The organism is Enterococcus sp. AZ188 (genome assembly GCF_050544075.1).
Classification (GTDB): domain Bacteria; phylum Bacillota; class Bacilli; order Lactobacillales; family Enterococcaceae; genus Enterococcus_D; species Enterococcus_D entomosocium.
In genome coordinates, this window is record NZ_CP172943.1 from 2,319,886 (window position 1) to 2,342,960 (window position 23,075).

At 42.9% G+C, this 23,075-nt stretch carries 21 protein-coding genes; 7 read left to right on the forward strand and 14 right to left on the reverse strand.

The features are described 5' to 3' along the window. Nucleotides 1-15 precede the first annotated feature (15 nt). The 3 genes from IGI86_RS10800 to IGI86_RS10810 all read right to left on the reverse strand — a co-directional run bounded on the left by IGI86_RS10800 (nt 16) and on the right by IGI86_RS10810 (nt 2,707). Nucleotides 16-1,218, reverse strand: coding sequence for a 3D domain-containing protein (locus tag IGI86_RS10800; protein WP_430617272.1), 1,203 nt, complete (start codon nt 1,216-1,218; stop codon nt 16-18). 205 nt (nt 1,219-1,423) lie between these two features. Continuing rightward, on the reverse strand, nt 1,424-2,191 hold the full coding sequence (locus tag IGI86_RS10805; RefSeq protein ID WP_005234965.1) for a putative ABC transporter permease: 768 nt from the start codon (nt 2,189-2,191) through the stop codon (nt 1,424-1,426). A 138-nt stretch (nt 2,192-2,329) separates the two neighbouring features. Beyond that, on the reverse strand, nt 2,330-2,707 hold the full coding sequence (locus IGI86_RS10810) for a DUF7006 family protein (protein WP_005234961.1): 378 nt from the start codon (nt 2,705-2,707) through the stop codon (nt 2,330-2,332). Between the two features lie 489 nt (nt 2,708-3,196). On the opposite strand from IGI86_RS10810, the gene IGI86_RS10815 reads away from it, so the two are divergent. Then, the gene (locus IGI86_RS10815; protein WP_005234960.1) at nt 3,197-3,820 is read left to right on the forward strand and encodes a hypothetical protein; all 624 of its coding nucleotides are present in this window, start codon (nt 3,197-3,199) and stop codon (nt 3,818-3,820) included. A gap of 62 nt (nt 3,821-3,882) precedes the next feature. On the opposite strand, the gene IGI86_RS10820 is transcribed toward IGI86_RS10815, so the two are convergent. From IGI86_RS10820 to IGI86_RS10830, 3 genes are all read right to left on the reverse strand, one after another. Beyond that, a complete protein-coding gene (locus IGI86_RS10820; protein ID WP_430617273.1) occupies nt 3,883-5,748 on the reverse strand; it encodes a glucosaminidase domain-containing protein in 1,866 nt (621 codons plus the stop codon). Nucleotides 5,749-5,781: 33 nt separating this feature from the next. Beyond that, complete coding sequence (locus IGI86_RS10825; RefSeq protein ID WP_086373135.1) at nt 5,782-7,272, reverse strand: NlpC/P60 family protein; 1,491 nt, start codon at nt 7,270-7,272, stop codon at nt 5,782-5,784. A gap of 368 nt (nt 7,273-7,640) precedes the next feature. Further along, nucleotides 7,641-8,261, reverse strand: a complete 621-nt coding sequence (locus IGI86_RS10830) for a TetR/AcrR family transcriptional regulator (RefSeq protein ID WP_005225615.1) — start codon at nt 8,259-8,261, stop codon at nt 7,641-7,643. 109 nt (nt 8,262-8,370) lie between these two features. On the opposite strand from IGI86_RS10830, the gene IGI86_RS10835 reads away from it, so the two are divergent. After that, nucleotides 8,371-8,973 carry an ECF transporter S component gene (locus IGI86_RS10835; RefSeq protein WP_016613515.1) on the forward strand — a complete coding sequence of 201 codons (603 nt, stop codon included), beginning with the start codon at nt 8,371-8,373 and terminating at the stop codon, nt 8,971-8,973. 132 nt (nt 8,974-9,105) lie between these two features. Here IGI86_RS10835 and IGI86_RS10840 read toward each other — a convergent pair whose 3' ends face one another. From IGI86_RS10840 to IGI86_RS10875, 8 genes are all read right to left on the reverse strand, one after another. Continuing rightward, nucleotides 9,106-9,465, reverse strand: coding sequence for a DUF1304 domain-containing protein (locus IGI86_RS10840; RefSeq protein WP_016613516.1), 360 nt, complete (start codon nt 9,463-9,465; stop codon nt 9,106-9,108). 2 nt (nt 9,466-9,467) lie between these two features. After that, nucleotides 9,468-9,755, reverse strand: coding sequence for a putative quinol monooxygenase (locus IGI86_RS10845; RefSeq protein ID WP_301389262.1), 288 nt, complete (start codon nt 9,753-9,755; stop codon nt 9,468-9,470). 14 nt (nt 9,756-9,769) lie between these two features. Next, nucleotides 9,770-10,405, reverse strand: coding sequence for a nitroreductase family protein (locus IGI86_RS10850; protein ID WP_008378805.1), 636 nt, complete (start codon nt 10,403-10,405; stop codon nt 9,770-9,772). 14 nt (nt 10,406-10,419) lie between these two features. After that, nucleotides 10,420-10,827 carry a MarR family winged helix-turn-helix transcriptional regulator gene (locus IGI86_RS10855; RefSeq protein ID WP_008378808.1) on the reverse strand — a complete coding sequence of 136 codons (408 nt, stop codon included), beginning with the start codon at nt 10,825-10,827 and terminating at the stop codon, nt 10,420-10,422. Between the two features lie 210 nt (nt 10,828-11,037). Beyond that, nucleotides 11,038-13,704, reverse strand: a complete 2,667-nt coding sequence (locus tag IGI86_RS10860) for a cation-translocating P-type ATPase (protein WP_430617274.1) — start codon at nt 13,702-13,704, stop codon at nt 11,038-11,040. Nucleotides 13,705-14,475: 771 nt separating this feature from the next. Next, on the reverse strand, nt 14,476-15,393 hold the full coding sequence (locus IGI86_RS10865; protein WP_144330518.1) for a cation diffusion facilitator family transporter: 918 nt from the start codon (nt 15,391-15,393) through the stop codon (nt 14,476-14,478). A 176-nt stretch (nt 15,394-15,569) separates the two neighbouring features. Next, nucleotides 15,570-16,697, reverse strand: coding sequence for an LCP family protein (locus tag IGI86_RS10870; RefSeq protein WP_008378814.1), 1,128 nt, complete (start codon nt 16,695-16,697; stop codon nt 15,570-15,572). A gap of 193 nt (nt 16,698-16,890) precedes the next feature. Then, nucleotides 16,891-17,355: a VOC family protein gene (locus tag IGI86_RS10875; protein ID WP_086373142.1), complete on the reverse strand. Its 465-nt coding sequence runs from the start codon at nt 17,353-17,355 to the stop codon at nt 16,891-16,893. Nucleotides 17,356-17,432: 77 nt separating this feature from the next. On the opposite strand from IGI86_RS10875, the gene IGI86_RS10880 reads away from it, so the two are divergent. The 5 genes from IGI86_RS10880 to IGI86_RS10900 all read left to right on the forward strand — a co-directional run bounded on the left by IGI86_RS10880 (nt 17,433) and on the right by IGI86_RS10900 (nt 23,024). Continuing rightward, entirely contained in the window at nt 17,433-18,365 is a 933-nt protein-coding gene (locus tag IGI86_RS10880) for a WYL domain-containing protein (protein WP_218193188.1), read from the forward strand. A gap of 73 nt (nt 18,366-18,438) precedes the next feature. Then, nucleotides 18,439-18,798 (forward strand): hypothetical protein, encoded by a 360-nt coding sequence (locus IGI86_RS10885; RefSeq protein ID WP_430617275.1) that lies wholly within the window; start codon nt 18,439-18,441, stop codon nt 18,796-18,798. A gap of 149 nt (nt 18,799-18,947) precedes the next feature. Further along, the gene (locus IGI86_RS10890) at nt 18,948-19,490 is read left to right on the forward strand and encodes a GNAT family N-acetyltransferase (RefSeq protein WP_034878476.1); all 543 of its coding nucleotides are present in this window, start codon (nt 18,948-18,950) and stop codon (nt 19,488-19,490) included. Nucleotides 19,491-19,542: 52 nt separating this feature from the next. Continuing rightward, nucleotides 19,543-21,273 (forward strand): ABC transporter ATP-binding protein, encoded by a 1,731-nt coding sequence (locus IGI86_RS10895; RefSeq protein WP_061054370.1) that lies wholly within the window; start codon nt 19,543-19,545, stop codon nt 21,271-21,273. Then, on the forward strand, nt 21,270-23,024 hold the full coding sequence (locus tag IGI86_RS10900) for an ABC transporter ATP-binding protein (RefSeq protein ID WP_061054371.1): 1,755 nt from the start codon (nt 21,270-21,272) through the stop codon (nt 23,022-23,024). The genes IGI86_RS10895 and IGI86_RS10900 overlap by 4 nt, the downstream gene beginning before the upstream one ends. The last annotated feature ends 51 nt before the right edge of the window (nt 23,025-23,075 follow it).

Sequence of the window (23,075 nt, forward strand, 5' to 3'; positions counted from 1 at the left end):
TTGCTAGTTGATTGATTAATCGAGAATCGTTACTTTTACTTGACGACGTCCCCATTGGATACATTGTGCTACGTTATCAAAGTGAACATCAATGATATTTCCTTTGATCGCGCCACCAGTATCAAGCGCTAGTGCTACGCCATAACCTTCAACATTGACTAAGGTGCCTAACGGAATCACGCTTGGATCCACGGCAACTGCCATTGGATTTTTACGTAAGTCTGTACCGCTTGCTGTAAAGAAACTGGAGCCAGCTTCTTTATAAGAGTAGGCAGTTGATTCCATCATCAATGTCCGACCACTGCTTGTATTGCTGTTGTTGCTATTGTTGCTATTGTTATTGTTGTTGTTATTGCTTGAGCTGCTATTTGAGCTATTGTTACTGCTTGAAGAGCTGCTCGATGATGAGGTGCTACTTTCAGTCGTATTGCTGCTCGATGAAGCAGACGATTGTGATTCAGAAGCGCTTGAACGTTCGGCAGCTTGGGCTGCTTCTTTTTCTGCTTTTTCTTTCGCTGCTTGTTCTGCCGCTTCTTTGGCTGCTCGTTCTTCTGCTGCTTTTTCAGCAGCTAAGCGAGCTGTTTCAGCTTCTTTGCTTGAAGCGATTTGTGCCAAAGTTGATTCGTTTTCTTTCAATTGGGCTTGTAGATTCGCAATTTTTGAATCCAGTGTTTTGGCTTCTGATTCTAATGCGGTTTGATTTTCTTTCAATGATTGCTGTGTTGACTGTGCTTTTTCTTCTAAAGCTTCTAGCTTTTCTTTTTCAGCTGTTAATGAATCGATCTTTTCTTTTTCCAAGTTTTGTAACATCGTCATCGCATAGGCACGATTGATAAAATCTTGGATGTTTGATGATTCTAACAGTACCGTCCAGTCTCTGGTAGCCCCGCCATTGACTTGGATGTCTTTCATACGTTCCGCAACGACTGCTTCACGCTTTTCAATTGTTTCTTGTGCAGTTTTGATTTCTGCTTTGGTTGTTGCTAATGATTCTTCATTTTCAGCGATCTGAGCTTTTAGCTCTTCTACCTCACTGTATTTCGCATTCACATCAGTCAATGCAATCTGTACTTCCGTACTGATTTCCTGACTTTGCTGCATGACGGCACTTTCTTGCTCTTGCAATGATTCAAGTGACTCAGCCTGCGCAAAGATTGGAGAAACGATTCCTGCCGCAAAGACAGCGACAACGATTGTTCGTAGTTTCTTTGCCTTCAAAAAATTCCCTCACTTCTCACTATGTTTTCCAACATATCCTATTATACAAATTCTTAAGAAGAATTTTATTGCAGGACCTTTACAATTTGTTACAAATTATCGTAAAAGTGGGTGTTTTAATCGTCTTTTTCAACTGAAATCAGTCAGAAGTGGGAAGAATCAGCATTGATAAGGGTTTATTTTTTGTAACCTTACCGTAACAAACCTATTTTTTCTTACGGATCGCTTCAATAAATCGAGACAATTCCTGACTGCTTTTTATCTGATTGATTTCTAACTTTTGAAAGTTTTTTAAGAGTCTTCTTTGATGGAAATTCAATCTCGGTAGATTCTGTTTTAATACGCGCCATTCTTCTGGAAACGCTGCGAAGCGCCCTTGCCAATCGTTTTTATATTGCTCAATATTTTCAGCCAATTCTTTTTTGTGCTGTTCAAAGGCTTGATTGACCTGTTGCACCGCTTTCTGAAAGGCAACCAAGTTAGCTAGGGTATAGCCCATATCAAAAGAGAGAACCATCAATAAGAAAACTGGCAATAAGAATCCTACGCGAGCACTCAATGTTTGAACAATCTCCAGCATTTGCGGATGAACAAATCGAACAATGAGCACACAGCACACGCCCCAAAAAAGAGAAATCGGCAATGCCACCCGTCCATTGATATTTAATGGGACTTCTTTATAATCCCACCATGAGGCATGAAAAAAACGCTCAAGTAAATAACTTGTCACATATTCAAGCACGGTAACCAACAACGCTGCCGCAAAGAACAGTGGAATCACTTGCTCATGCAATGGCCGCAATAAATAGACAACGCCAAGAATCCCAAAGCCGTAGATGGGTGTGATGGGACCAACAAGGAAGCCCCGATAAACAAAGTGCTTGGCTTTTAGTGAGCAATAAATGGTTTCCCAAAGCCAACCGATAAATGAGTACAAGAAAAATAATAAAATGATCCGTTCAAATTGAACCATACCTATCCGCTCCTTTTCAAACTGTCACAATGATTTGTGCAATCGTACTTGTCATCACAATCATACCACAAATCAATCAGTCTTATTTTGAATCAGTGCAGTAGCTTATTCCCTGTTTGAACGTTCTTTTTTCGTTGCTTATTGATCACCAAAAATAATTGATGGGTGCACTTGTTCTTTCAAACTATAGCCACACAGTTCTTTGTTAAAGGTAAAATGATCTTGTTCCACATTTGCAATGATCTCATCTTCGGAAAATCCGTGAAAATCGTAGTCATTGATATAACTGCGAAGTAATACTAATTTTGCATCGATCAAGAGAACTCTTTGGATATCCATCCAAAAAGCCATGTCTTTGTTTTTCAATATTTTTTTCAATTCTGCTTCCTGTGCTAACCAGTACGCATAGACTGATGGCATTTCACCTTTAATGGTTTCAGCAGATAATCCTTCTCTCATTTTTACTAGATACTCATTTACTGATTGATAAAACAATTTCCTTCCCCCTAGTTCCATTATTTTTAAACGTAGATCTTATGTTTCTTCTATTCCTCGCCGCTTTGAGCTATCTTTCTCTATCCGGCTGTCGCTGATGTCGCCCTACTTTTTGTATCGAAAGAAGCCATAGTATTTCGCAACAAAATTCTGACAATTATTCAAAACAAATAGATAAATAAAAAACACACTATTATTTTATAGATATAACCGACACAATTTTTAACTTCACTATTCTTTTAATGCTTCCTTTCTTTTCTAAAGCATAGCAAAAGTCGCCCCGTATTTATAATCAACTTTTGCATCAATCTAAGAAAAAAGTGAAAATAAGCGGTAACAGTCAGTTATTTCGGCTTCATTTTTTTAAATTTATTATTTAACAATCCTTTATTTTTTTCTTTTCATGCAGTAACTGAGAATATTTTATTGCGTTATTTCCTTTCCTATTATACGATTAACTAAATAATGTTGGTTATTTGAAAATAGAAAACAAAGGGGAACGTGAGAATAATGAGAAAAAGTGTTGTTTTTAGTTTATTGGGGTTCACACTTCTTTTTGCTGGCTGTACGCCAAAAGAGGAGAAACCAGCTTCAGAAAGCACGGAAAATGCAAGCGCTACAAGCTTATCTATGACTTCGTCAACAGAAGTCGCGCAAGAATCGACGGGCTCTTCCAGCGAAGCGGCTTTACCGAGTTCGGAACAAACCATCACAGGCGTGAGTGGAACAAACTATACCATCGATTTGCCTAGTAATTGGCAAGAGGTACCCGATTTCACTTCATTGAATCCTGACAATGATTTCATGTTGTCAGATGCGTTAGAAACGAAATACTTAGCTGCAGTCGTTGAATCGAAACAAGATTTTGCCGATTTAGAAACTTATCTCGGATTGGTTCAAGAAAATTTGGCAACAAGCTTCGATACGACCGCCACCTTTTTACCAATTCCTGACACGAAGGCCTATTTCGTTGATTTCCCAGCGACAGTTGAGGGGCTAAATATCCACTATATTTATTATGTACTTGAAACCGACAATAATTATGTTCAGTTGTATGGTTGGACGTTAGAAAGCTTATACGACTCTTCAAAAGACGAGCTAACAGCGATCATGAACAGCTTCAAAGAAGAATAAACAAAACATCTGGAACCATTTTGGCAAATAGCCGCAAAAATGGTTCCAGATGTTTTTTCATTTTATCTACGGACTACAAGACGCTGTCCTACAAGAATCAATGAGCCAGAAAGATTATTCCACTGCATCAACTGATTCACAGTCACACTGTAGCGTTGCGAAATGCCCCATAGAGTGTCTCCCGAACGTACGGTATAGGTGGTGCTGTTTGATGAGGAAGTGTTCGTTTCTTGAACATACGCTGCACTTACCCAGCCACGCCCTTCAATTCGATACCAGACGTTGTTGCCATTCACACTGGTTCCGGTCTTTTGCGCAACCGCGCGAAAAGAGGAGTTGTTTAACAAAGAACCAACTATTCTGGCACTGGTAGACGCATCAGAGCGAATATTCAATGTTGCGGTTGTACGAAACTCTTTGTTGATGCTTTGCTCAGAGCTATTACTTCCAGCGTTCACTTCTGTCACGTACGTAGCACTCACCCAGCCGCGTCCTTGAATTTGATACCACACATTGTTTCCGTTGACACTCGTTCCCGTCTTTTGAGCGACTGCTCGAAATGTCGCATTACTTGCCAAGGAGCCAGCAACAGAAGCGCTAGTCGATGCATCTGAACGGATGTTCAAGGCAGCAGTTGTGCGGAACTCTTTGTTGATGCTTTGTTCGGCATTGTTGTTATTGTTGTTATTGTTGTTGTTACCATTATTATTGTTGTTATCATTCCCACCCGTATTCGATGAGATCTCCGTCACGTGAGCAGCACTTACCCAGCCACGTCCTTGAATTCGATACCACGTCGTATTGCCGTTCACACTGGTACCAGTTTTTTGCGCTACTGCTTCAAATGTTGCATTGGCAGCCAATGAACCAACGATCGAGGCGCTAGTGGAAGCATCCGAACGGATATTGAGTGCTGCATTTGTTCTGAATTGCTTATTGATCGCCTGCTCAGAATTGTTATTGTTGTTATCATTTGAACCGCCACCACTTGATGTATCGTACTGGGTCAAATTGTGCGTTTCAATCAAGTTGTTTAGCTTACTTGCATAAGAAGTATCGGTGGCATAACGTCCTTGCAGCCATTGAGTCGCGTCACGATAAGAATTTGTATTAGACTTCCATGCCCCATGGTAGAAGAAAACACCCGGCGAAAATGAGGTAGTTCTCAAAACGTGCGCATTGTCTTGAAAAGATTCTTTTAATGAGGGGTATTTACGAAACCTAGCAATAATCGGATAGAGATTGCCATTCCCGTCATCTTCCATGGTTTGCATCTCTACAAATTGTCCATTGTAAGATCCCTTGATACCAAACATATTATTTGCAAGAGTGGTCAGCGTGGATTGCCCCCAACCTGATTCTAAGATCGCTTGGGCAATCATGACCGAAGCGTAGAGGTCATTTGCCCCGGCAACTTCTTGTGCCATTGGTCCTACTTGCTGAATAAATGCTTGCTGATTGTTGGAACGTGCCATTGGATTGTTGTAGTTGGGCATGACCTTCGTTTCAATGGCGATCCGCTCTTCTTCTGACAGAACAGGAATATCACTATCGGTTTCTGCTTCATTCTGTTCAGAAGCATCATCTGCTGGTGCATTTTCGGGTACCTCTTGGATTTCTACTCCATCCGCACTTTCAGCTTCTGATGGATCGGTACTATCTTGAGTTGCTGGTGATCCCTCGTTCACTTCTTGATCTTCTACAATGCTCACTGAATCATGCGTCGATGTGTCTTGGGTTGACTCTGCTGTTTCAACTACTTGAACACCATTTTGGGCTTCTGCTGACTCGAGTGTATCTGCTAAAACATTCATCGGCAAAATATTCACCGTACTAACAAGTGCAGCGGTTGCCGCCGCACTTTTACGGTAAAGAAGCCCTCTTTTTTGTTTCTTCGCACGATAACGAAGTTGTTTTCTTTCTTCCATTTGTCTCTCCTTAAAACTACAGCTAGCTACTTCTTACATTCTTACTGCAAAGCTAGGTGTAAAATGAGCGGTGCTGCCAACAGAAACATTTTGTCCTGGGCGTGGTGCATGAATGTATTGTCCGCCACCTAAAGCAATGGCTACATGATAGGTGCTACCTGATGAACCCCAGAATAAAAGATCTCCTGGTTGTGCTTGGCTAACGGAAATCACTGTACCGGCTGTTTCTTGTGGCACCGTCCATCCACCAATATCTCTCCCTGTTACTTGTAAAAAGACATAGCGAGTAAACCCAGAACAGTCAAAGCTGTCCGGTCCTTTGGCACCCCACACATAGGGTTTTCCGATATGCTTATAAGCTTCTGCCACGATTGCAGCACCATTTGTTGATGCTGGTGCAGAAGGTGCTGGCGGCGTCACGATCGGTGCAGGTGACGGAGCAGGCGTTGGCGCCGGTGTTGGTGTAACTGGCGTCGGTGCTGGCGTTGGTGCAGGAACTGCAGGTGCACTGTCCGCTGGCGTCTCCGGTGCTGCAGGTGTCACTGGTGTTTCTGGCTCTTGAATTTCTGGTGTATCTACTGGTGTTTCCTCTGGAACCTCTGGTGTTTCAACCGGTTCAGATTCTTGCGTTTCCTCTGGTTGCGTTTCTGCTGGTGCTTCTGGCTCTTCCACTGGCGCTGGGCTCTCTGTTTCTGCGTCAGGTTCTGTGCTCTCTACTTGAACAGCTGCTTCATTCAAGGCTGCTTCTTCCGCTGCAGCTTGTTCTGCCTGCTGTTGCGCCGCTTGTTCCGCTTGGGCTTGTAAAGCAGCTACTCGGGCAGCTTCTTCACGAATTCTTGCTTGCTCCGCTTCATAGGCTTCTTTTTCCGCACGCAGCTGTTCTTTTTCTTCTTCTTTCGTTGCTTCTTCGTAGGCTAAATTACTAACTAAGACATTTAATTCTGCTTGGCTTGCTTCCAAAACACCTTTTTGTGCTTCCAGATGGCTCTGTGCTGCTTGCAATTCTGCCACTTTTTCTTGTGATTCCGCACGCTTTTGTTCAACAGCTTGTTGGTCGGCTTTTTGCTGTTCGATCACTTCATTATTCGCTCGAATGATCGTCGTCATCGCATGCAAACGACCGACTAGATCACTGACAGAGTCCGCCTCTAGTACCGCTGTTAGAAAATGGTCGCCTTTTCCATTAACTTGTGTTTCTCTGGCTTGCTTTTCAATGTTTTCTGAGCGTTTGGCAATGCGCTCTTCTAACTGACTGATTTCCTGATCCAATCCTTCGATCGCTTGCAACAAATCACTTTGCTGCGCTAAAATGATTGCTGCTTCTTGATTTAACGAATCAATTTCTGCAGACAATCCGTCAATTTCCCCTTGTACGCTTTGACGTTGCTGTCTCAACTGATCAATTTCGTTATTTTTTTGTTCAATCAATTGATCGTGATTCGTAGCAAAAACGGTCACAGGTCCGCCGAATGATGACAATACAATGCCGCACATACACACTGTTGCAAAGATTTTCTTCTTCATCTGATCCTCCAAATTCAATTTTAAAACTTTTTTTTCATTTATTTGACCATTTTCATTTTACCATAGTTCAGCAACAAACCCAATCCGTAAGCGATTTACATTTTAGTTACATAAATAAGCTCTGTTTTTTTATTACATGTTCCCCACTCCTATCCCACCGACACGCCGAGTGAATCCCTATGTATCAACTGTTCAAGAAAACTTCATAGAAAAAGTCCTTTTTCTTAAGAAAAAATAAATAATGTTGTAGATTTCACTTTTATTACATTAATTTTCTGCAAAATATGCTTGATTCACAAAGTTATAAACAGACGAAAAAAGCTCCTTCCTAGTGTTTTCTAGAAAAGAGCGAGGTTTTTTTGTCTGTGTTATTCACGATAAGGGAGTAGTTGTCTCATTACGGCGATTTGGTCATCAATGGTCTGTTCTGTGATGTGACCGGTCAGAGCCAAAATCCCTAATCCTTCAATCACGAACATATAGTTTTCTGCAATCACTGCCAAGTTTTCATCTTTTAATACACCTTGCTGAACGCCCACTTGAAAAATCTCATGGATCGTCCGTTTCGTCTCAGCGAGTTGAGCTTGCTGCAGTGAACTGGAGGCTTCGGTTTTATGCGTATAGTAATACTCATAGACGGCTCGCAGCATACCGTCAGAAATGCTGTGGAGTAGACGCTTGCGATGGTCGGAAAAATATTTGTTTAAAATCGTTTCAAAGGGTACTTGCTCCATGATCATCTCTCGTACATCATCAAATTTTCGTTTGGAACGCTGCTCTAACACTGCCAAAAAAATCTCATCCACCGAACGAAAGTACAAATAAATGCCGCCGCGACTAATGCCGCACTCTTCGATAATGTCCTTCATTGTCGCATCAATCAAGCCTTTCTTACTAAAGACGACTTTGGCACTTTCAAGAATCAAATCACGCTTTTGTTGTTTTTTCTTTTCAGCTGTAGTCAATTCGCTCTGCTGCTTCTTCGCCATTTTTTTGGCTCCTTTCATCACATTATTAATGACACTCGTGTCATTTTGTTGTATAATCAACCTAACTTAAAAATGACACGAGTGTCATTATAAAAAAGGAGTTTTTACAATGAATACAAAAAGCAAAACCTATCGCCTTGTCATTCGTGCCATTTTGACTGCTATTATTATTTTACAGACGATGGTACCTTTCCTTGGATTTATTCCGATCGGTATCACTAGTTTAACGATCATCCATATCACGGTGATCGTCGCTGCCATCGTTTTAGGGACAAAAGACGGGATGTTCATCGGCTTAGTCTGGGGTGTTTTTACCATGATCCGTGCGTTTACTTCTCCGACAACGCCCTTGGACATTGCCGTTTTCACCAACCCAATCATCTCGGTGGTTCCCCGTGTGTTGGTTGGCTTAGTGGCTGGTCTCTTGTTTACGATCATTTACAAAAAGACCAAAAAAGTTGTCGCTGCTTCGATTGTTGCAGCAATCTTTGGGACCATCACCAATACAGTTTTGGTCTTAACCCTAATGGGAACCTTATATACTGGCTTAGTTGCCAATACCTATGGTGTCGATGCTTCGGCTTTATTCGTGACCCTCGGTGGAATTGCTATAACGAATGGAATCTCTGAGGTGATCACAGCTGCGATCTTAACACCCATTCTAGTAAAAGCCTTATTTGCGGCAACCAGTTTACGTCCAGAAAATCGTTAGTCCCTTCTCTTATCCTATCATTTTTTTCACGTTCTGAGTACTCTTTGCCCAAACATTAAAAGCCCCCGATTTAAGAAAGCTTCTATTGTATAGAAAGGCTTTCTTAGATTAGGGGGCTTCTTCTTTTATTGGTTAAAAAAAGGTGGACAGCAAGGCAAGGATCGCTAGACCGCCTTGGGTCAAAATAATTTTCTTGTCGCTAGTCACACTGCCATATGCAGCTACTAAGATAATGTAGATCAGCAACAAGCGACTGATTTCCAATGGTGCTGAAGCAAAGGTAATACTATACAGTAACCCCAAACCAATGAGTCCATTGTAAACCCCTTGGTTTTTGAACAAGGTCACAACGATCGGTCGTTCAAGTTCTGCTTTCGTCACGTTGAAGACCCGCGCCGTTGCTTTGGACGTAGTGGCAAATGTTTCTAAATAGAGAATATAGAAAAACTCTAAGGCAACCAGTACAATCAAAATCGTCGATAAAATCGTCATCTTTATTCTCCTTGATGAGCGACAACGATCTCGCTCGGTTTGGCTGCAAAGTCAGGCATTTGTTGGAATAATTGTTGCAGCAGCGGGTTTTGATTGTGAGCGGTGATCGATTCTTGATTCGCCCATTTTTCGACCATGACAAACCGATTGTTCTCTTCCAATGATTCATAGAGATGATAGCCGTGGCAGCCTTCCTCAGCTCTCGCCGATGCTAATAATGGCGTAACAGCGGCTAAAAAATCTGCCCGCTTTTCTTCTTTGATGTAAAACGTTGCATTAATGATTTCCATCGTTTTCCCTCCTCTTATAGAAATGTCGTAATTTGTTCTGCGTCTAACCGAACGGATTCATAGCCTAATTCTTTGGCTTTTCCGACTGAAAGGATCATGACAGGAACATAACGTTCTTTGTCTAAGCCAAAAGCTTCTGCTAATTGATCTGCTTCAAAGCCGCCGATTGGGTTGGTTTCATAGCCATGCGCCCGCGCAACTAACATAAATTGCATCGCTGCTAAACTAGCGTCGATCTTCACCACATCATTCATTTGTTCTTTTGTAAGATTTTCGTAATGAGGAATGATCGCTGCTAATTGTTGGTCACGTACTTCCGCTGGCATTTTGCCTTCTGCTACTGCTTTGTTATAAATTTCTTCTCCTAGTTCATGACAAAGCATATCGCCAAAAATCAAGACCATTGCAGAAGATGTATCATTTTGTCGGACGTTGAAACGAATCAACGGTTTCAATTTTGCTTTTTGCTCATCGCTTTCCACAACGACAAAGCGCCAAGGCTGCATATTGACTGAGGAAGGTGCTGTCGTTGACTCTTGGATCATGGTCAACATTTCTTCATGGGGGATTTTGTAGGTTTCATCATAGACACGGACCGATTTTCGGCCAAAGGTAATCTCTGAAAAATTGTTATTGCTGTATTCTGTCATGGGTTTGCCTTCTTTCATGGAACTAATTTCATAAGTAATGTTAGAAGCTGTGCTTCTTCTTCTTCGGTCAAATTGATGCCTAACGACTCCTCAGAGCTGGCATGCTTTGAAGCACAACTAGCCAAATCGGCTTGTGCTTTCGGTGTCAAAGAAACAAAAATCTCGCGGTTATTGTCTTTGTTTCGTTCCCGTGTCACAAATTGTTTTTCTTCGAGAATCTTCAAATGCCGAGTGACCGCTGCACTATCGATCTTCAATTCATTCTGTACTTGATTTTGGGTACAGCGTCCTTGCTCATTCAGAAACTGCAGCAACTGATAACGGGTCAGACTAAAGCCAGTCTCTTTTTCAAAGATCGCTGTTAATTCTTGATTCACGATTTTCATCCGATAGAGCAATCCGCTTAGCTCACGTAAATTCATTGCATAAACCGCTCCTTTCATCATTGACTTGTCAACTGTTGACTAGTCAAGTATAAATTATTTTCTTTTGCTTGTAAAGAGTAAGCAAAAAAAGACCCGCAGCTAGGCGAACTTCATCAAGGATCGAGTCAAGAATCCTTTGGCGAAGTTGCGCCATTAGGCTGCGGGTCTTCGTTACTCCGGTATTGAGAAAATACTGGAGAATTTATTTTATTTTAATTGGAAGAGTTTCTTCAAGCCCATGACGATCAATGTGGAGATCGCTGCAGCAGCGAAGATGATCCCCCACGTGCCGGCTTGAATTGGCATCGTGTCTAATAGCTCATTCATAAACGGTACATAGACTGCTGAAAGCTGCAAACCTACGGAAAGGAGCAATGCCCCCATCAACGGTTTGTTTTTCAAGAGAGTTTTGTCTAAGCCAAAACCGCTGCTCTTACGAACGTTGAAAATATGCATCAATTGTGCTACTGCCATAAAGGTAAAGGTCGCTGTTTGTGCATAAAGCAACTCGTGATCCGTCAACATCAAGAAATTGAAGAAGCCAAACGCCACCAAACCAATCACAACACCACTTAAAATGATGCGTCCTAAGAAGCGTTTGTTGACGAGGCCATCAGCTTTCGACCGTGGCTGACGTTTCATGATATCGTCTTCTGCTGGTTCAAAGGCTAACGCCATTGCTGGCGCAATATCGATGACTAGATTTAAGAAAAGGATATGCAGCGGTTGGATCGGCATTGGCATCAAGAAGATGACACTTAAAAAGATCGTCACGATCTCAACCATATTACAAGAGAACAGGAAGGAAACATATTTTTTTATGTTGTCAAAAATGATGCGTCCTTCTTTGATGGCATCGACGATTGTTCCAAAACGGTCATCAGTTAAAATCATATCGGAAGATTCTTTGGCTACTTCTGTCCCACGAATCCCCATGGCGATCCCGATATCGGCGCCGTTGAGTGCCGGCGCATCGTTAACGCCATCGCCAGTCATAGAAACGATATCGCCTTCTTCACGCAAGGCTTCCACAAGTTGTAATTTATTTTTTGGAGAGACTCGAGCAAAGACAGCGACTTCTTCTATTTTTTCGTTAAAGCCTTCCTGCCCTGCCAATTCATCGATCTCGCGACCTGTCATGGTTTTTTCATGATCTTTTAAGCCAATTTCTTTGGCGATCATTGATGCGGTCTTCGGATGGTCCCCCGTGATCATCTTCACTCGGATCCCCGCTTCTTGGGCGACCTTCACTGCCTCTTTGACATCTGTTCGTGGCGGATCGACGATGCCCGCAAAGCCTTGGATCTTGATTTCCTGTAATGCTGCTTTCAGTTCTGCTTCGTCCGTCCCACCTTGATAATCCTTGATGCAACCGACAGCGATCACCCGCTGCCCATGACTGGCTAACGTGTCATTGTATTCATGAAGTTGTTCTTTTTCAGTGGCATCAGCATCAGCTAAATCAATTAAGACATCTGGTGCCCCTTTGATGATCAATGTCCGTTGCTCTCCTTCATACACGGTCACCATGTATTTGTTGTCGGAATCAAAGGGCATTTCTGCGATTTTCTTCAGCCCGCTGTCCTGCTCTTTTTGCCGATCGATGCCGATCTTTTGACCTAAAACAACAAACGCCCCATCCGTTGGATCACCGAGGATCTCGTATTGCCCTTCGTTTTCACGTAAAGTGGCGGTGGTACATAAAGCGCCATTCGCAACCATCCCTTGCAGTGCATCATGATTGGTTGCGTCGATCTCGGAATTATCATCCGAGTCTGCCTTATAGAATTTTCCGTTGGGTTCATACCCATTTCCTGTCACTTTGAACATTTCTCCTGAACCTAAAATGATCTCGGCAACCGTCATTTGGTTTTCTGTCAGCGTCCCCGTTTTATCACTGGCAATGATACTGGTGGCGCCAAGAGTCTCTACGGCTGATAACGATTTGACGAGTGCTTTGTGCTCGGCCATCGTCCGCATGCCTCGAGACAATGTGATTGTCGAAACGGCTGGCATTGCTTCAGGTATCGCTGCGACCGCTAAAATAATCGAGATATGGATCATTTCGACAAATGGTTGATTCGTCAAGACCCCAGCGATCAAAACTGCCACCGCAGCAAAGAGTGCTGCAATAATGATTGCTTTTCCTAGCTTGTCCAATTCGATATCTAACGGCGTTTGACGCTTTTTGTCCCCCGTCAGCATATCACTGATTTTTCCAACCTCGGTCTTCATGCCGGTTTCTGTCACTACTGCATAGGCATTTCCCCGAGTTGCCGCAGTTCCTGCGAAAACGACATTGCGGCGATCGCCTAATGGAACATCTTCTTCATAAGTTTCTCGTGCATCTTTTTCAACAGCTTCTGACTCACCGGTCAGCGCTGATTCGATGCAGGCAAAGTTGCTCGTTTCAAGTAAGCGGGCATCTGCCGCAATAGCATCCCCTTCTTCCAAAACGAGAATATCGCCTGGAACGATCTTTGCCGACTCGATCTCCATTACTTCTCCATCACGAATCACTTTTGCGGTAGTGTAAATCATGCTTTGAAGTGAATCAATTGATTTTTGTGCTCGTAATTCTGTAATGAAACCGGTCATTACAGCAATCACCACGGCAATCAATACTGCAATTCCTTCAATCGTTTCCCCCATCGCAAAAGAGAGTAACGCAGCTGCTAGCAAGAGATAAACAATCAAGTTGTTCAAGTTATGCCACAGCAATTCCCATACAGAAAGGGATTCTTGTTGCTGGATCGTGTTTTCTCCGTATTTATCTAAGCGTTTGTCGGCTTCTTTCCCGCTTAGGCCTTGCTTGCGGTCACTTTCAAAATGTTTCAAGGTCTCTTCAGTCTTTTGCTGGTAAAATTTTTCCATCAAATTCCTCCTTTTAATTGTAAACTTCTTGCCGAGGGTTTCCACGTTTCTGAAGGGATAAAGCGGTACAGATACCTTGCACAGTCATTTTTTGATTTTGAATCGGTTCAGGCAATTGCTGATTGAAGGGAATATAACCAATAAGAAAAGCAAGCGCAGATTGACTGGCTGAGGGAAAAGGTATGTGTGATGAGCATCGATCATTTTGCGAGCAGTGAAGTAACTTTTTTTGGTAGTCGCAAGTGATCTTTCTATGTACGTACTTTGTGAAAAAACCATTCGGCCTATTTCTAACCTATCATGGATGAAGATGTTCGCAAAGGATTTTGCTTCACAAGTGGTGTAAAAAAACAGTCGTAACAAAATTAGCACCACCGCTTTTGGTGACGATTTGACAGCATGCCAGTAATGGCAAACAGGCACTCGTTTCGGCGTTTTCTTAATAACCTGAGCTTTCGCTATGTTGTGATTTACAATGTTACAACTCTAGCAAAAAAATAACTTTAAAAAGAGAACACTCGCTGTCCTTACTTTATTTTAACAAAAAAACACAAACTTTTGAACAAAAAAACTGTTTACTGCTAAAAAAATAGATAAATCACTGGATCTTTCCGCTTACAATCTAATTCCTGATCGTCAGAAAAGCCTAAAGTTAAAACAAGCCACTGATCCTTTGTGTTCATTCAACACGAGCTCACCACTACCCAAAACAAGCATTCCTGGGTTGAATTGTGAATCACCAACCGAAGAATGCTTCGTATTTATTCTACTTTAAGAGGTAATTTCCTCACTCTCGATATAGCAATAGACCCTCAGTTCAGGCAAAGCCTGCTTTATTTGCTGCTCAATGGTATCAATAAACGTGCTTGGTTCTTCATCCGGCGCTAGTTTCAAGCTAAGGTCGGCGACGATCAAAAGTTCCTCTGGGCTTAGATGGAGGGTTCGTAAATCTTTGATTTGAATGATGGCAGGGTTGGCTAAAATTTGTTTGATCGCCATTAAATCTGATGCAGATGCCCCTTCGCCAATCAAAAGGCTATAAAATTCTTTGGCTAAAAAGACAGCAGCAGCTATCAACAACAATCCACCTAAAATGCCCCCGAGGGAATCAAATACCGGATTGCCTGTCAAAGCAGTCAATGAGATTCCTGCGATGGCGATCGTCACACTGCCTAAGGCAAACAAATTTTCCGTGAAGCCTAAAAGCAGATCGGAATCGCGGCTTTCTTTTAAGAAACGGACGAGGGGCTGGTTTTGCTTGTTTTGTTCTTTGACTTCTTGCCATCCCTCTTGTACAGCCGTCACTTCAATGAACAAACTGACAAATAAGATCGCTGCCACCAGCTGGAGCTGTTCCACTTCGTGGGTTGGGTCCAGCAAATCGCGGCTGGCTTCAACAACCGCTAAAATCCCACCGCCTAAAAAAACTGTCATGGCAACTACGGTACTAAAAAAATAGGTCGCTCGTCCTTCACCAAACTGATGCAGTTCACTGCGTCCTCGCTGTGCTCGGTTTTCACCGATGGCTAGAAGTCCTTGATTGATGCAATCGATCAGACTATGGATACTTTCGTTCATCAAGACAGCACTGCCGCTAAAGAAGTAGCCGATGGCTTTCATGATCAACCCTAAGACGTGGGTCAGCAAAACGATTCTACGGGCTTTTTGTTCTTGCTGTTTTTCCATCATGGTTCCTCCCCCAGTGTATGACTTGCTGCAACAAGTTGTCTCTTTTCTTAAGAATAGCACTGCACTTCTGAGATGCAAACGAAAGCGGCTTGAGAGACTGAACTTGTTTTCAATCGATTTTTAAAGGTCTGAGGGTATAAAAAAAGTCAGGAATGTTCCTGACTTTTTTCTCTTGATTAGTAGCCGGTTCCGTCATCAACGACATCCGAGCCGTATCCGTCACCAGTTCCTGCACCTGTCTCGTTTCCAACACCGGTTTGTGTTTCTGTATTGGCATCTGCTTGCGAATCTGCTGGTGCTTGACCTAAGGCTTTCAGCATATCATTACGGATTTCATTGTAAGAATAGTCTTGAATATATACGATCGATTGTCCATCATAAGATTCCCCATCGTACCATTCAAAGGTATGTTTTTGAATATCGAACCCAGACAACATATTGCCCGCTAAAGATACTAAGTCTTCAAACTTAAAGTTTGTATTCACATCTTCGCTGACAGAATCTAAAATTTCTTGGTACTTGGTGACATTATTGATTTTCAAAGCTTGGTGGATCGCTGCTTCAATAACTTCTTGCTGACGGTTTCCTCGATCCACATCAGTATCCATTTTCCGGATACGGGCAAAAATCAAGGCTTGTTCACCGTTCAACAATTGACGTCCTTCTGGAATCAACGTTTCTCCCGTGTTGTCTGAAGTATATTTCTTGTTGATGTCGTAAGGCACATCAACAGTGATTCCGCCAATCGCATCGATTATTTTTTCAAAACTTGTAAAATTGATGTTTACGTAATAGTCAATTGGCAATTGCAGGTAGTTTTGGACTGTTTCAATCGTTGCGTCTTCCTCACCAATCGTGAATGCACTATTGATCTTGGCTGTAGTAGCAATTGTCCCAGTTCCTGTTCCATCATAAATATTGGTCCAAATATCTCTAGGGAGACTAACCATATCGATTTTCTTGTTTTCGCCATCATATACCATGTAAATCAAACTGTCGGTACGGGCACTGTCCAAATGTTCTGTCTTTTCACGTTCCGCGTCATTATCGACACCCATCAGCAAGATCCCAAACTTTGAATTAACATCAGAAGCTTTCAATGAGTTGTCTTCTTTACTTTTATTGGAACTGATTACAGCGGATTCTTTAAACATTTTATCCACTGAATTTTTTGCTGCATAATACGTATAGCCGGCAAATAAAACGATGCCTGCAATGGCGAAAAGAAAGATTCCTCCAATAATCACGCGTTTGTTGCGCGCTTTGTGGGCTCTTTGCTGTTTATATCTCGTCTTTCTATCCATAGTGCCTCCTTCATTTCTCCTGAATTGCTCTCCCCGATTGTACCAGAATTTTTGCGATCCGCCTATTTTTTTAAGAAGTTTTATTCTTTTTCTGTGAAGTCCTTTAAACATTCCTTAAAAATAATTCTGATGATGAAAGAAAGCTGGATAATTAGTCAACTTCTATGGATATTTTATTAAAAAACGATTTTTTTCATTCACCCTTTTTTGATGGATCAACTTCTTTTTCGACAGTAAGCTGAATAATTACACCAAATGGATCGCGAACACTTGCATAAAAAAACGCAAACGGATTTTCACTAGGTGCCTGGATCACCTGACTGCCCTTTTCCACTAGTCGTTGATAAAGCTTTTGAGCTGTTTTGGTGTCGTCTATCGTCAAACTCAAGGATAAGTGATTCCCTGCTTGAATGGGCTCCCCTTCGATCAATGGATTGTCAGCCAGCTGCAACTGGAAATCTCCGATTTGTAGGATGGAATGAGAAAGATACTGTTCTTGACCTGCAAGAATCTCCAGTGTTGGATCAAGTTTTTCTTGATATTCTTGGTTGGTGATGGCGAATAAGAGGGTCGCGTCTAATGTTTCCTGATAAAAGTGGATGGCTTCTTGGGCTTTGCCGTCTAAGGTTAAAAATAAAGCGATTTTTGGTTCGATCATTTGTTGGTTCCTCCTTTTCTTGTTACCATAAGTGTAACTGTGAATATTGCCAAAACTTGGCACCATTGGAGAAAGAAATGAAAAAATCAGAACGTTTAACTCAGGAGCTATTGTATTTACAAGGAAAAACCACTTTTCATCTAGCTGATTTGATGAAAACCTTTGCGATTTCAAAACGCACAGCCGTCCGCGATGTCCAATCGTTGGAAGAGCTGGGATTGCCTCTCGTGGTAGAAACCGGTCGTTATGGCGGCTATCAGATCTTAAAAAATCAACTGACCCCCTTGTACTTTGACAAAAATGAACGTTATACCCTTTTCTTTGCTTTACAGCTCTTACAAAAATTATCCGATTCTCCTTTTGATCGGAGCTATCAAGGGCTGCGGCGAAAACTTTTGCAGTCTTTTTATCAAGGAGATACCGACTGGTTAGAAAAAATGGAGACGGCGGTTTCATTTCAAGGGGTGCCTCAATTGACGAGTGCACCGATCCTCTCAGCGCTTTTTTCAGCGATCGTACAAGAACAGGTCATCCAATTTACCTATCAGCGTTATCAAAAAACGAACAAGACCGTACAACCCTTTCAGCTGGATTTTCGTGCTGGTTACTGGTATTGTTTGGCCTTTGATTGTCAAAAGCAGGCCTTTCGCCGCTATCGCTGTGATACAATGCAGGGACTTGTTGTAACGACAACAAAGGGCTATCCCTTAGATCAGTTAGCCAGAAAACAGACGCAACAGCGAGTAATAACTCAAACATTGGCCTATCAGATCCGCTTGATACCGCAAGTGAAAGAACGAGTTATGCAAGAACGATATCCTGACATGAGAGTGACCGAACGCTCTAGTGAGCTTTGTTTGGATGGCTATATCAGCGAAAATGAGCTTGATTTTCTAGCTGACTTTCTCTTGCAATTTGGGCCAACCATCAAAGAAATCGAACCGTTAGCCCTCAAACAGGCGTATACTGAAAAAGTTCGGCGGATGCTGCAGCCATTTACAACTGACTAAGCGTCTTCACGCTGTTCGATGATGGTTGACACTCTGCCTAAAACGATTCTTACTTATAAGGAGTTTTCTACCCATGTTTCTTTTAAATAAAAAAACCTTCCAAGCGTTGGCAGCCCCCTATTTGACGGAAGAAGCTGTGATCGGCTATGCAAAATGGCAGTCCTTCAATGCCATCACCAGCCGTACCCTGCTCGTCTTAGATGATCAGCAATTGACGATTTTGGCATTGAATCTTTTCTCGACAAAAGTCCTGCAGCACAAAATCTTGCCGCTTGCTGAGCTAAAAAAACAGCACAAAGATCCTGTTGTAGGGATGCTCGTCCCGATTCGCTTTACTTATAAAGGGGAAACCTACCGTTTTCAAATGCAGCGAGTGATTTTGCCCTTGGGCGATTGGCAAAAAACCTTTCTTGCCCGCTGGCAGGCGTGGTAAGTAGGCAGCAACTGGCAAGTTCTGATTGTAAAAGAAAGAATTTTCATGAAATTTACACTCTTTTACAAGAAAGTTGTTGTATTTTTCTGATAATGTTTTCGGCTATTTCGTTCTATGGTAAGATGTCCCTAAAGAAATGGAGGCTGTCTATGGTATGTATGGAAAGTGAACGGTTAACGATCCGTCCGTTTCAAGAAAGTGATTTTGCCGATACCTTTGCTATTTATCAGCAAGCGGAAGTTTGCCGTTTCTTACTTCATGAGCCTTGGCAGACAGAAACGGCAGCGGCGTCTTTTGCCAAAAAATGTCAACAGCACACCTTGACGGACCAAGCAGGTCTTTCTTTGGCGGTACTACACGATCAAACGGTCATCGGCGATTTGTCGGTGTGGTCTACTGGTCAGCCGTCTTCCGTTGAAATCGGCTATGCCTTCCATCCGTCATTTGGCGGACAAGGGTTTGCTCAAGAAGCCTTGAAAGAGTTGTTGGACTGGTTGTTTGCCAGTCAGAAGATCCATCGGGTCCAAGCGACGCTAGATGCCCGCAATCAGGCCTCAGCCAAGCTTTGCCAACGGATTGGATTGCGCCAAGAAGCACATTTTATCCAAGACTGGTGGAACAAGGGGGAATGGACCGATAGTTTGGTTTTTGCCTGTTTAGTCAGTGAACATCTTGCTGAAGTTCACTCATAAGCTCATGAGGATGAACAAGTCCGCTCATCCGCAATAATTTAGGAGGTTTTTTATGATAAGCTTGTTACGCTACGCCAAGGATTATCGCAAACAGATTATTCTTGGTCCGTTTTTCAAATTTTTAGAAGCGGTGTTTGAATTGGTCCTGCCTTTACAGATGGCCGCTTTAGTCGATGAGGGGCTACGGCAAAACAATTGGTCGAAAGTCGTTGAAATGACGATCTGGATGATCGTGATGTCCGTGGTAGGCATGATCTGTGCCGTCATCTGTCAGTATTATGCTTCCGTCGCTTCTCAAGGATTCGGGACAGAATTACGCAATCGCTTGATGAAAAAAATCAACACCCTTTCCCATAGCGAACTGAACTTATTCGGTACTGATACGTTGATTACTCGAATGACCAACGACATCAATCAGATGCAGATTGCTTTGGCGATGCTGATTCGGCTGGTTGTCCGGGCGCCCTTCTTAAGTATCGGTTCTGTGATTATGGCCTTTGTCATTGATTGGCAAGCTGGCTTGATTTTCCTACTCGTTTTACCGCTCTTTTGTATCGTCTTATTCTGGATCATCGCCAAAACCGTGCCATTGTATAAGAAAGTTCAAGTCCATTTAGATGAGTTGAATGAGCTAGTTAGTCAAAATTTAAGCGGGATTCGGGTGATTCGTGCCTTTGCCCGCACAAAAACGGAAACGAAACGCTTTGATAAGGCAACTGATGATTTAAGTGAGGTCTATTTACGGGTCACAAATCTCTCTGCCTTATTGACGCCTGCCACCACCTTGATCATGAATGTCGGCATTATCGCGTTGTTTTATATCGGTGGATTCAAGGTCAATATTGGCAATTTGCAGCAAGGACAAGTATTGGCACTTGTCAATTACATGAATCAAATGCTCTTAGCGTTGATCGTGGTTTCCAACTTAGTGATCATCTTTACCCGTGCGGCAGCATCTGGTTCACGGATTAACGAAGTGTTAGCCACTGAGCCGTCGATCGGCGACGAGCTTTCAGAAGTCTTTATGGATCAGCCGAAAAACAACGTCGGAGCGATTCGCTTTGAGCACGTTGATTTCCGCTTTTCAAAAGAATACGGATTAGCCTTGAAAAACATTGATTTCCAAGTCGCGCCGGGGTCTATTTTAGGTATCACTGGACCAACCGGGAGTGGGAAATCTGCCTTGACCCAATTGATCCCCCGCTTCTACGATGTGGCAGATGGCAAAGTGATCGTTGACGGACACGATGTGCGGAAATGGCCTTTACAGCAATTACGCCAAAAAATCGCCATGGTGCCTCAAACCGCCGTGCTGTTTACGGGAACGATTCGAGAAAACTTGCAATGGGGCAAAAAAGAGGCCACCGATGAAGAGTGTTGGCGAGCACTCGAAATCGCTCAAAGCCGCGACTTCGTTGAAGCCTTGCCGCAGCAACTGGATACCCCGATTTTTGAAGGGGGCAAGAACTTTTCTGGGGGACAAAAACAACGGTTAACGATTGCCAGAGCATTGATCGCTAAACCAGATATCTTGATTTTGGATGATTCTCTAAGTGCCCTTGACTATCAAACCGATCTTGATTTGCGGATGGCTTTAAAAGAAAGCATTCGTGGCACGGTCATCATTATCTCTCAACGGGTTCGCTCCATTCAAGATGCGCAGCAGATCTTAGTCTTAGACCAAGGGAATTTGGTAGGCAAAGGGACCCATGAAGAGCTGTTGGCATCTTCAAAAGAATACCAAGAAATCGTCGCATCACAGGCAGAGGAGGAAGAAGCATGAAAAAGAAATCATTCGATTGGTCGGCCTTTCGTCGCTACCTCCCTTATTTGACTGCCTATGCGAAGGAAACTTGGGCAGCAGTTGTCCTCGGGATTGCTGCTGGCGTCTCCTCGGTTTATATGACGTATCAGATTGGTCAAGCCGTCGATCAGCTGATAGGTGCTGATCAAGTGCAATTTAGCACTCTCTATCGTATTTTGCTTCTGTTTGCCGGAGTGGTTTTAGTGACTGTGGTCAGTCAATGGTTGATCCAGCGACTGGGTAACCGCGTGGCGTATTTATCTGTCGCCGATTTGCGCAAAAAAGGTTTTGCGCATCTCAATACATTGCCTTTGCGCTATTATGACCAAAACTCCCACGGCAACATCGTCAGTCGTTTTACCAATGACATGGATAATATTTCCATTGCCGTCGCTGCAGTCTTCAACCAGCTGTTTTCTGGTATTTCGGTCGTCTTGATCGCCTTAGTCGTCATGCTGCAAATGAGTGTGCCCTTAACGTTGGTCGTATTGGTTTCGACCCCGATCATCTTTTTGGTCAACTGGATCGTGGCACGAACGTCACAATCGCATTTTGCTCGGCAACAAGAAATCGTCGGCGAAATTTCTGGCTTTGTTACGGAAATGATCGGCAATCAAAAAATCGTCAAAGCCTTTGATCGAGAAACCATCAACCAAAACCGTTTTGAAACGATCAACCAAGAATTGAATGTCCGGGGGCAAAAGGCACAGTTTTCTTCTTCTTTGACCAATCCCCTTTCACGATTCGTCGATCATTTGGCGTATCTGTCAGTCGGCTTTGTCGGCGGTCTGCTTTACTTTTCTGGTTCAGGTGCTGTCACGGTTGGGATGATTTCCAGCTTTACGATCTACTCCAGTCAGTTTTCGAAACCATTCATTGAATTGTCAGGAATTACGACCCAGATCCAAACGGCATTGGCTGGACTTTCAAGAACCTTTGAGCTGTTGGATCAAGAACCAGAAACAGCCGATGACCAAGAATCTCAATCACTGGGTGAGATCAAAGGCGAGATTGCCTTTGAGGAGGTGTCTTTTGCTTATGATCCTGGTCAAAAATTGATCGAAGATTTCACTTTTACTGCAAAACCTGGAGAAACCGTCGCGATCGTCGGAAAAACCGGTGCCGGTAAATCGACGTTGGTCAATTTGTTGATGCGTTTCTATGATGTTGATAAAGGCGCGATCAAGATCGATGGCACCGATATTCGTCAGTTGAAACGAGAAGAATTACGGCAAAGCTTCGGAATGGTCTTGCAAGATACATGGCTCTTTGATGCCTCTTTACGAGAAAACTTGCAATACGGAAATGACACTGCCACAGATGAAGAAATCTATGATGCCCTAAAGCATGCCTATATGTATGAATATGTGATGCGCTTACCAGAAACACTAGATACACCGATCGGTCATCAAGGCATCAAGATCTCTGACGGACAACGACAGCTATTGACGATTGCCCGCACGATGATCAGTAACCCACCCATGCTGATTTTGGATGAAGCAACCAGTTCGGTTGATACTCTGACTGAGAAAAAAATTCAAGATGCCTTTTTGAAAATGATGGAAGGCAAAACCAGCTTTGTGATCGCCCATCGGTTATCAACGATTCGAGCAGCAGACAAGATCCTTGTAATGGATGCCGGTCAAATCGTGGAGCAAGGAACCCATGAAGAATTACTGGCAGAACAAGGCTATTACTATCGCCTGTACCATGCTCAATTCCAACATTGATCAGTCATACAACAACCCCCACCACCTCAAAGAGAGACTCTTGAGTTGGTG

Coding starts and splice junctions, on each gene's coding strand:
- IGI86_RS10860 (WP_430617274.1), bottom strand. CDS start 13,704: ATGGAAAAATTTTACCAGCAAAAGACTGAAGAGACCTTGAAACATTTT.
- IGI86_RS10855 (WP_008378808.1), bottom strand. CDS start 10,827: ATGAATTTACGTGAGCTAAGCGGATTGCTCTATCGGATGAAAATCGTG.
- IGI86_RS10875 (WP_086373142.1), bottom strand. CDS start 17,355: ATGATCGAACCAAAAATCGCTTTATTTTTAACCTTAGACGGCAAAGCC.
- IGI86_RS10865 (WP_144330518.1), bottom strand. CDS start 15,393: ATGATGGAAAAACAGCAAGAACAAAAAGCCCGTAGAATCGTTTTGCTG.
- IGI86_RS10880 (WP_218193188.1), top strand. CDS start 17,433: ATGAAAAAATCAGAACGTTTAACTCAGGAGCTATTGTATTTACAAGGA.
- IGI86_RS10835 (WP_016613515.1), top strand. CDS start 8,371: ATGAATACAAAAAGCAAAACCTATCGCCTTGTCATTCGTGCCATTTTG.
- IGI86_RS10840 (WP_016613516.1), bottom strand. CDS start 9,465: ATGACGATTTTATCGACGATTTTGATTGTACTGGTTGCCTTAGAGTTT.
- IGI86_RS10830 (WP_005225615.1), bottom strand. CDS start 8,261: ATGGCGAAGAAGCAGCAGAGCGAATTGACTACAGCTGAAAAGAAAAAA.
- IGI86_RS10815 (WP_005234960.1), top strand. CDS start 3,197: ATGAGAAAAAGTGTTGTTTTTAGTTTATTGGGGTTCACACTTCTTTTT.
- IGI86_RS10895 (WP_061054370.1), top strand. CDS start 19,543: ATGATAAGCTTGTTACGCTACGCCAAGGATTATCGCAAACAGATTATT.
- IGI86_RS10805 (WP_005234965.1), bottom strand. CDS start 2,191: ATGGTTCAATTTGAACGGATCATTTTATTATTTTTCTTGTACTCATTT.
- IGI86_RS10885 (WP_430617275.1), top strand. CDS start 18,439: ATGTTTCTTTTAAATAAAAAAACCTTCCAAGCGTTGGCAGCCCCCTAT.
- IGI86_RS10870 (WP_008378814.1), bottom strand. CDS start 16,697: ATGGATAGAAAGACGAGATATAAACAGCAAAGAGCCCACAAAGCGCGC.
- IGI86_RS10810 (WP_005234961.1), bottom strand. CDS start 2,707: ATGGAACTAGGGGGAAGGAAATTGTTTTATCAATCAGTAAATGAGTAT.
- IGI86_RS10900 (WP_061054371.1), top strand. CDS start 21,270: ATGAAAAAGAAATCATTCGATTGGTCGGCCTTTCGTCGCTACCTCCCT.
- IGI86_RS10850 (WP_008378805.1), bottom strand. CDS start 10,405: ATGACAGAATACAGCAATAACAATTTTTCAGAGATTACCTTTGGCCGA.
- IGI86_RS10890 (WP_034878476.1), top strand. CDS start 18,948: ATGGTATGTATGGAAAGTGAACGGTTAACGATCCGTCCGTTTCAAGAA.
- IGI86_RS10820 (WP_430617273.1), bottom strand. CDS start 5,748: ATGGAAGAAAGAAAACAACTTCGTTATCGTGCGAAGAAACAAAAAAGA.
- IGI86_RS10825 (WP_086373135.1), bottom strand. CDS start 7,272: ATGAAGAAGAAAATCTTTGCAACAGTGTGTATGTGCGGCATTGTATTG.
- IGI86_RS10845 (WP_301389262.1), bottom strand. CDS start 9,755: ATGGAAATCATTAATGCAACGTTTTACATCAAAGAAGAAAAGCGGGCA.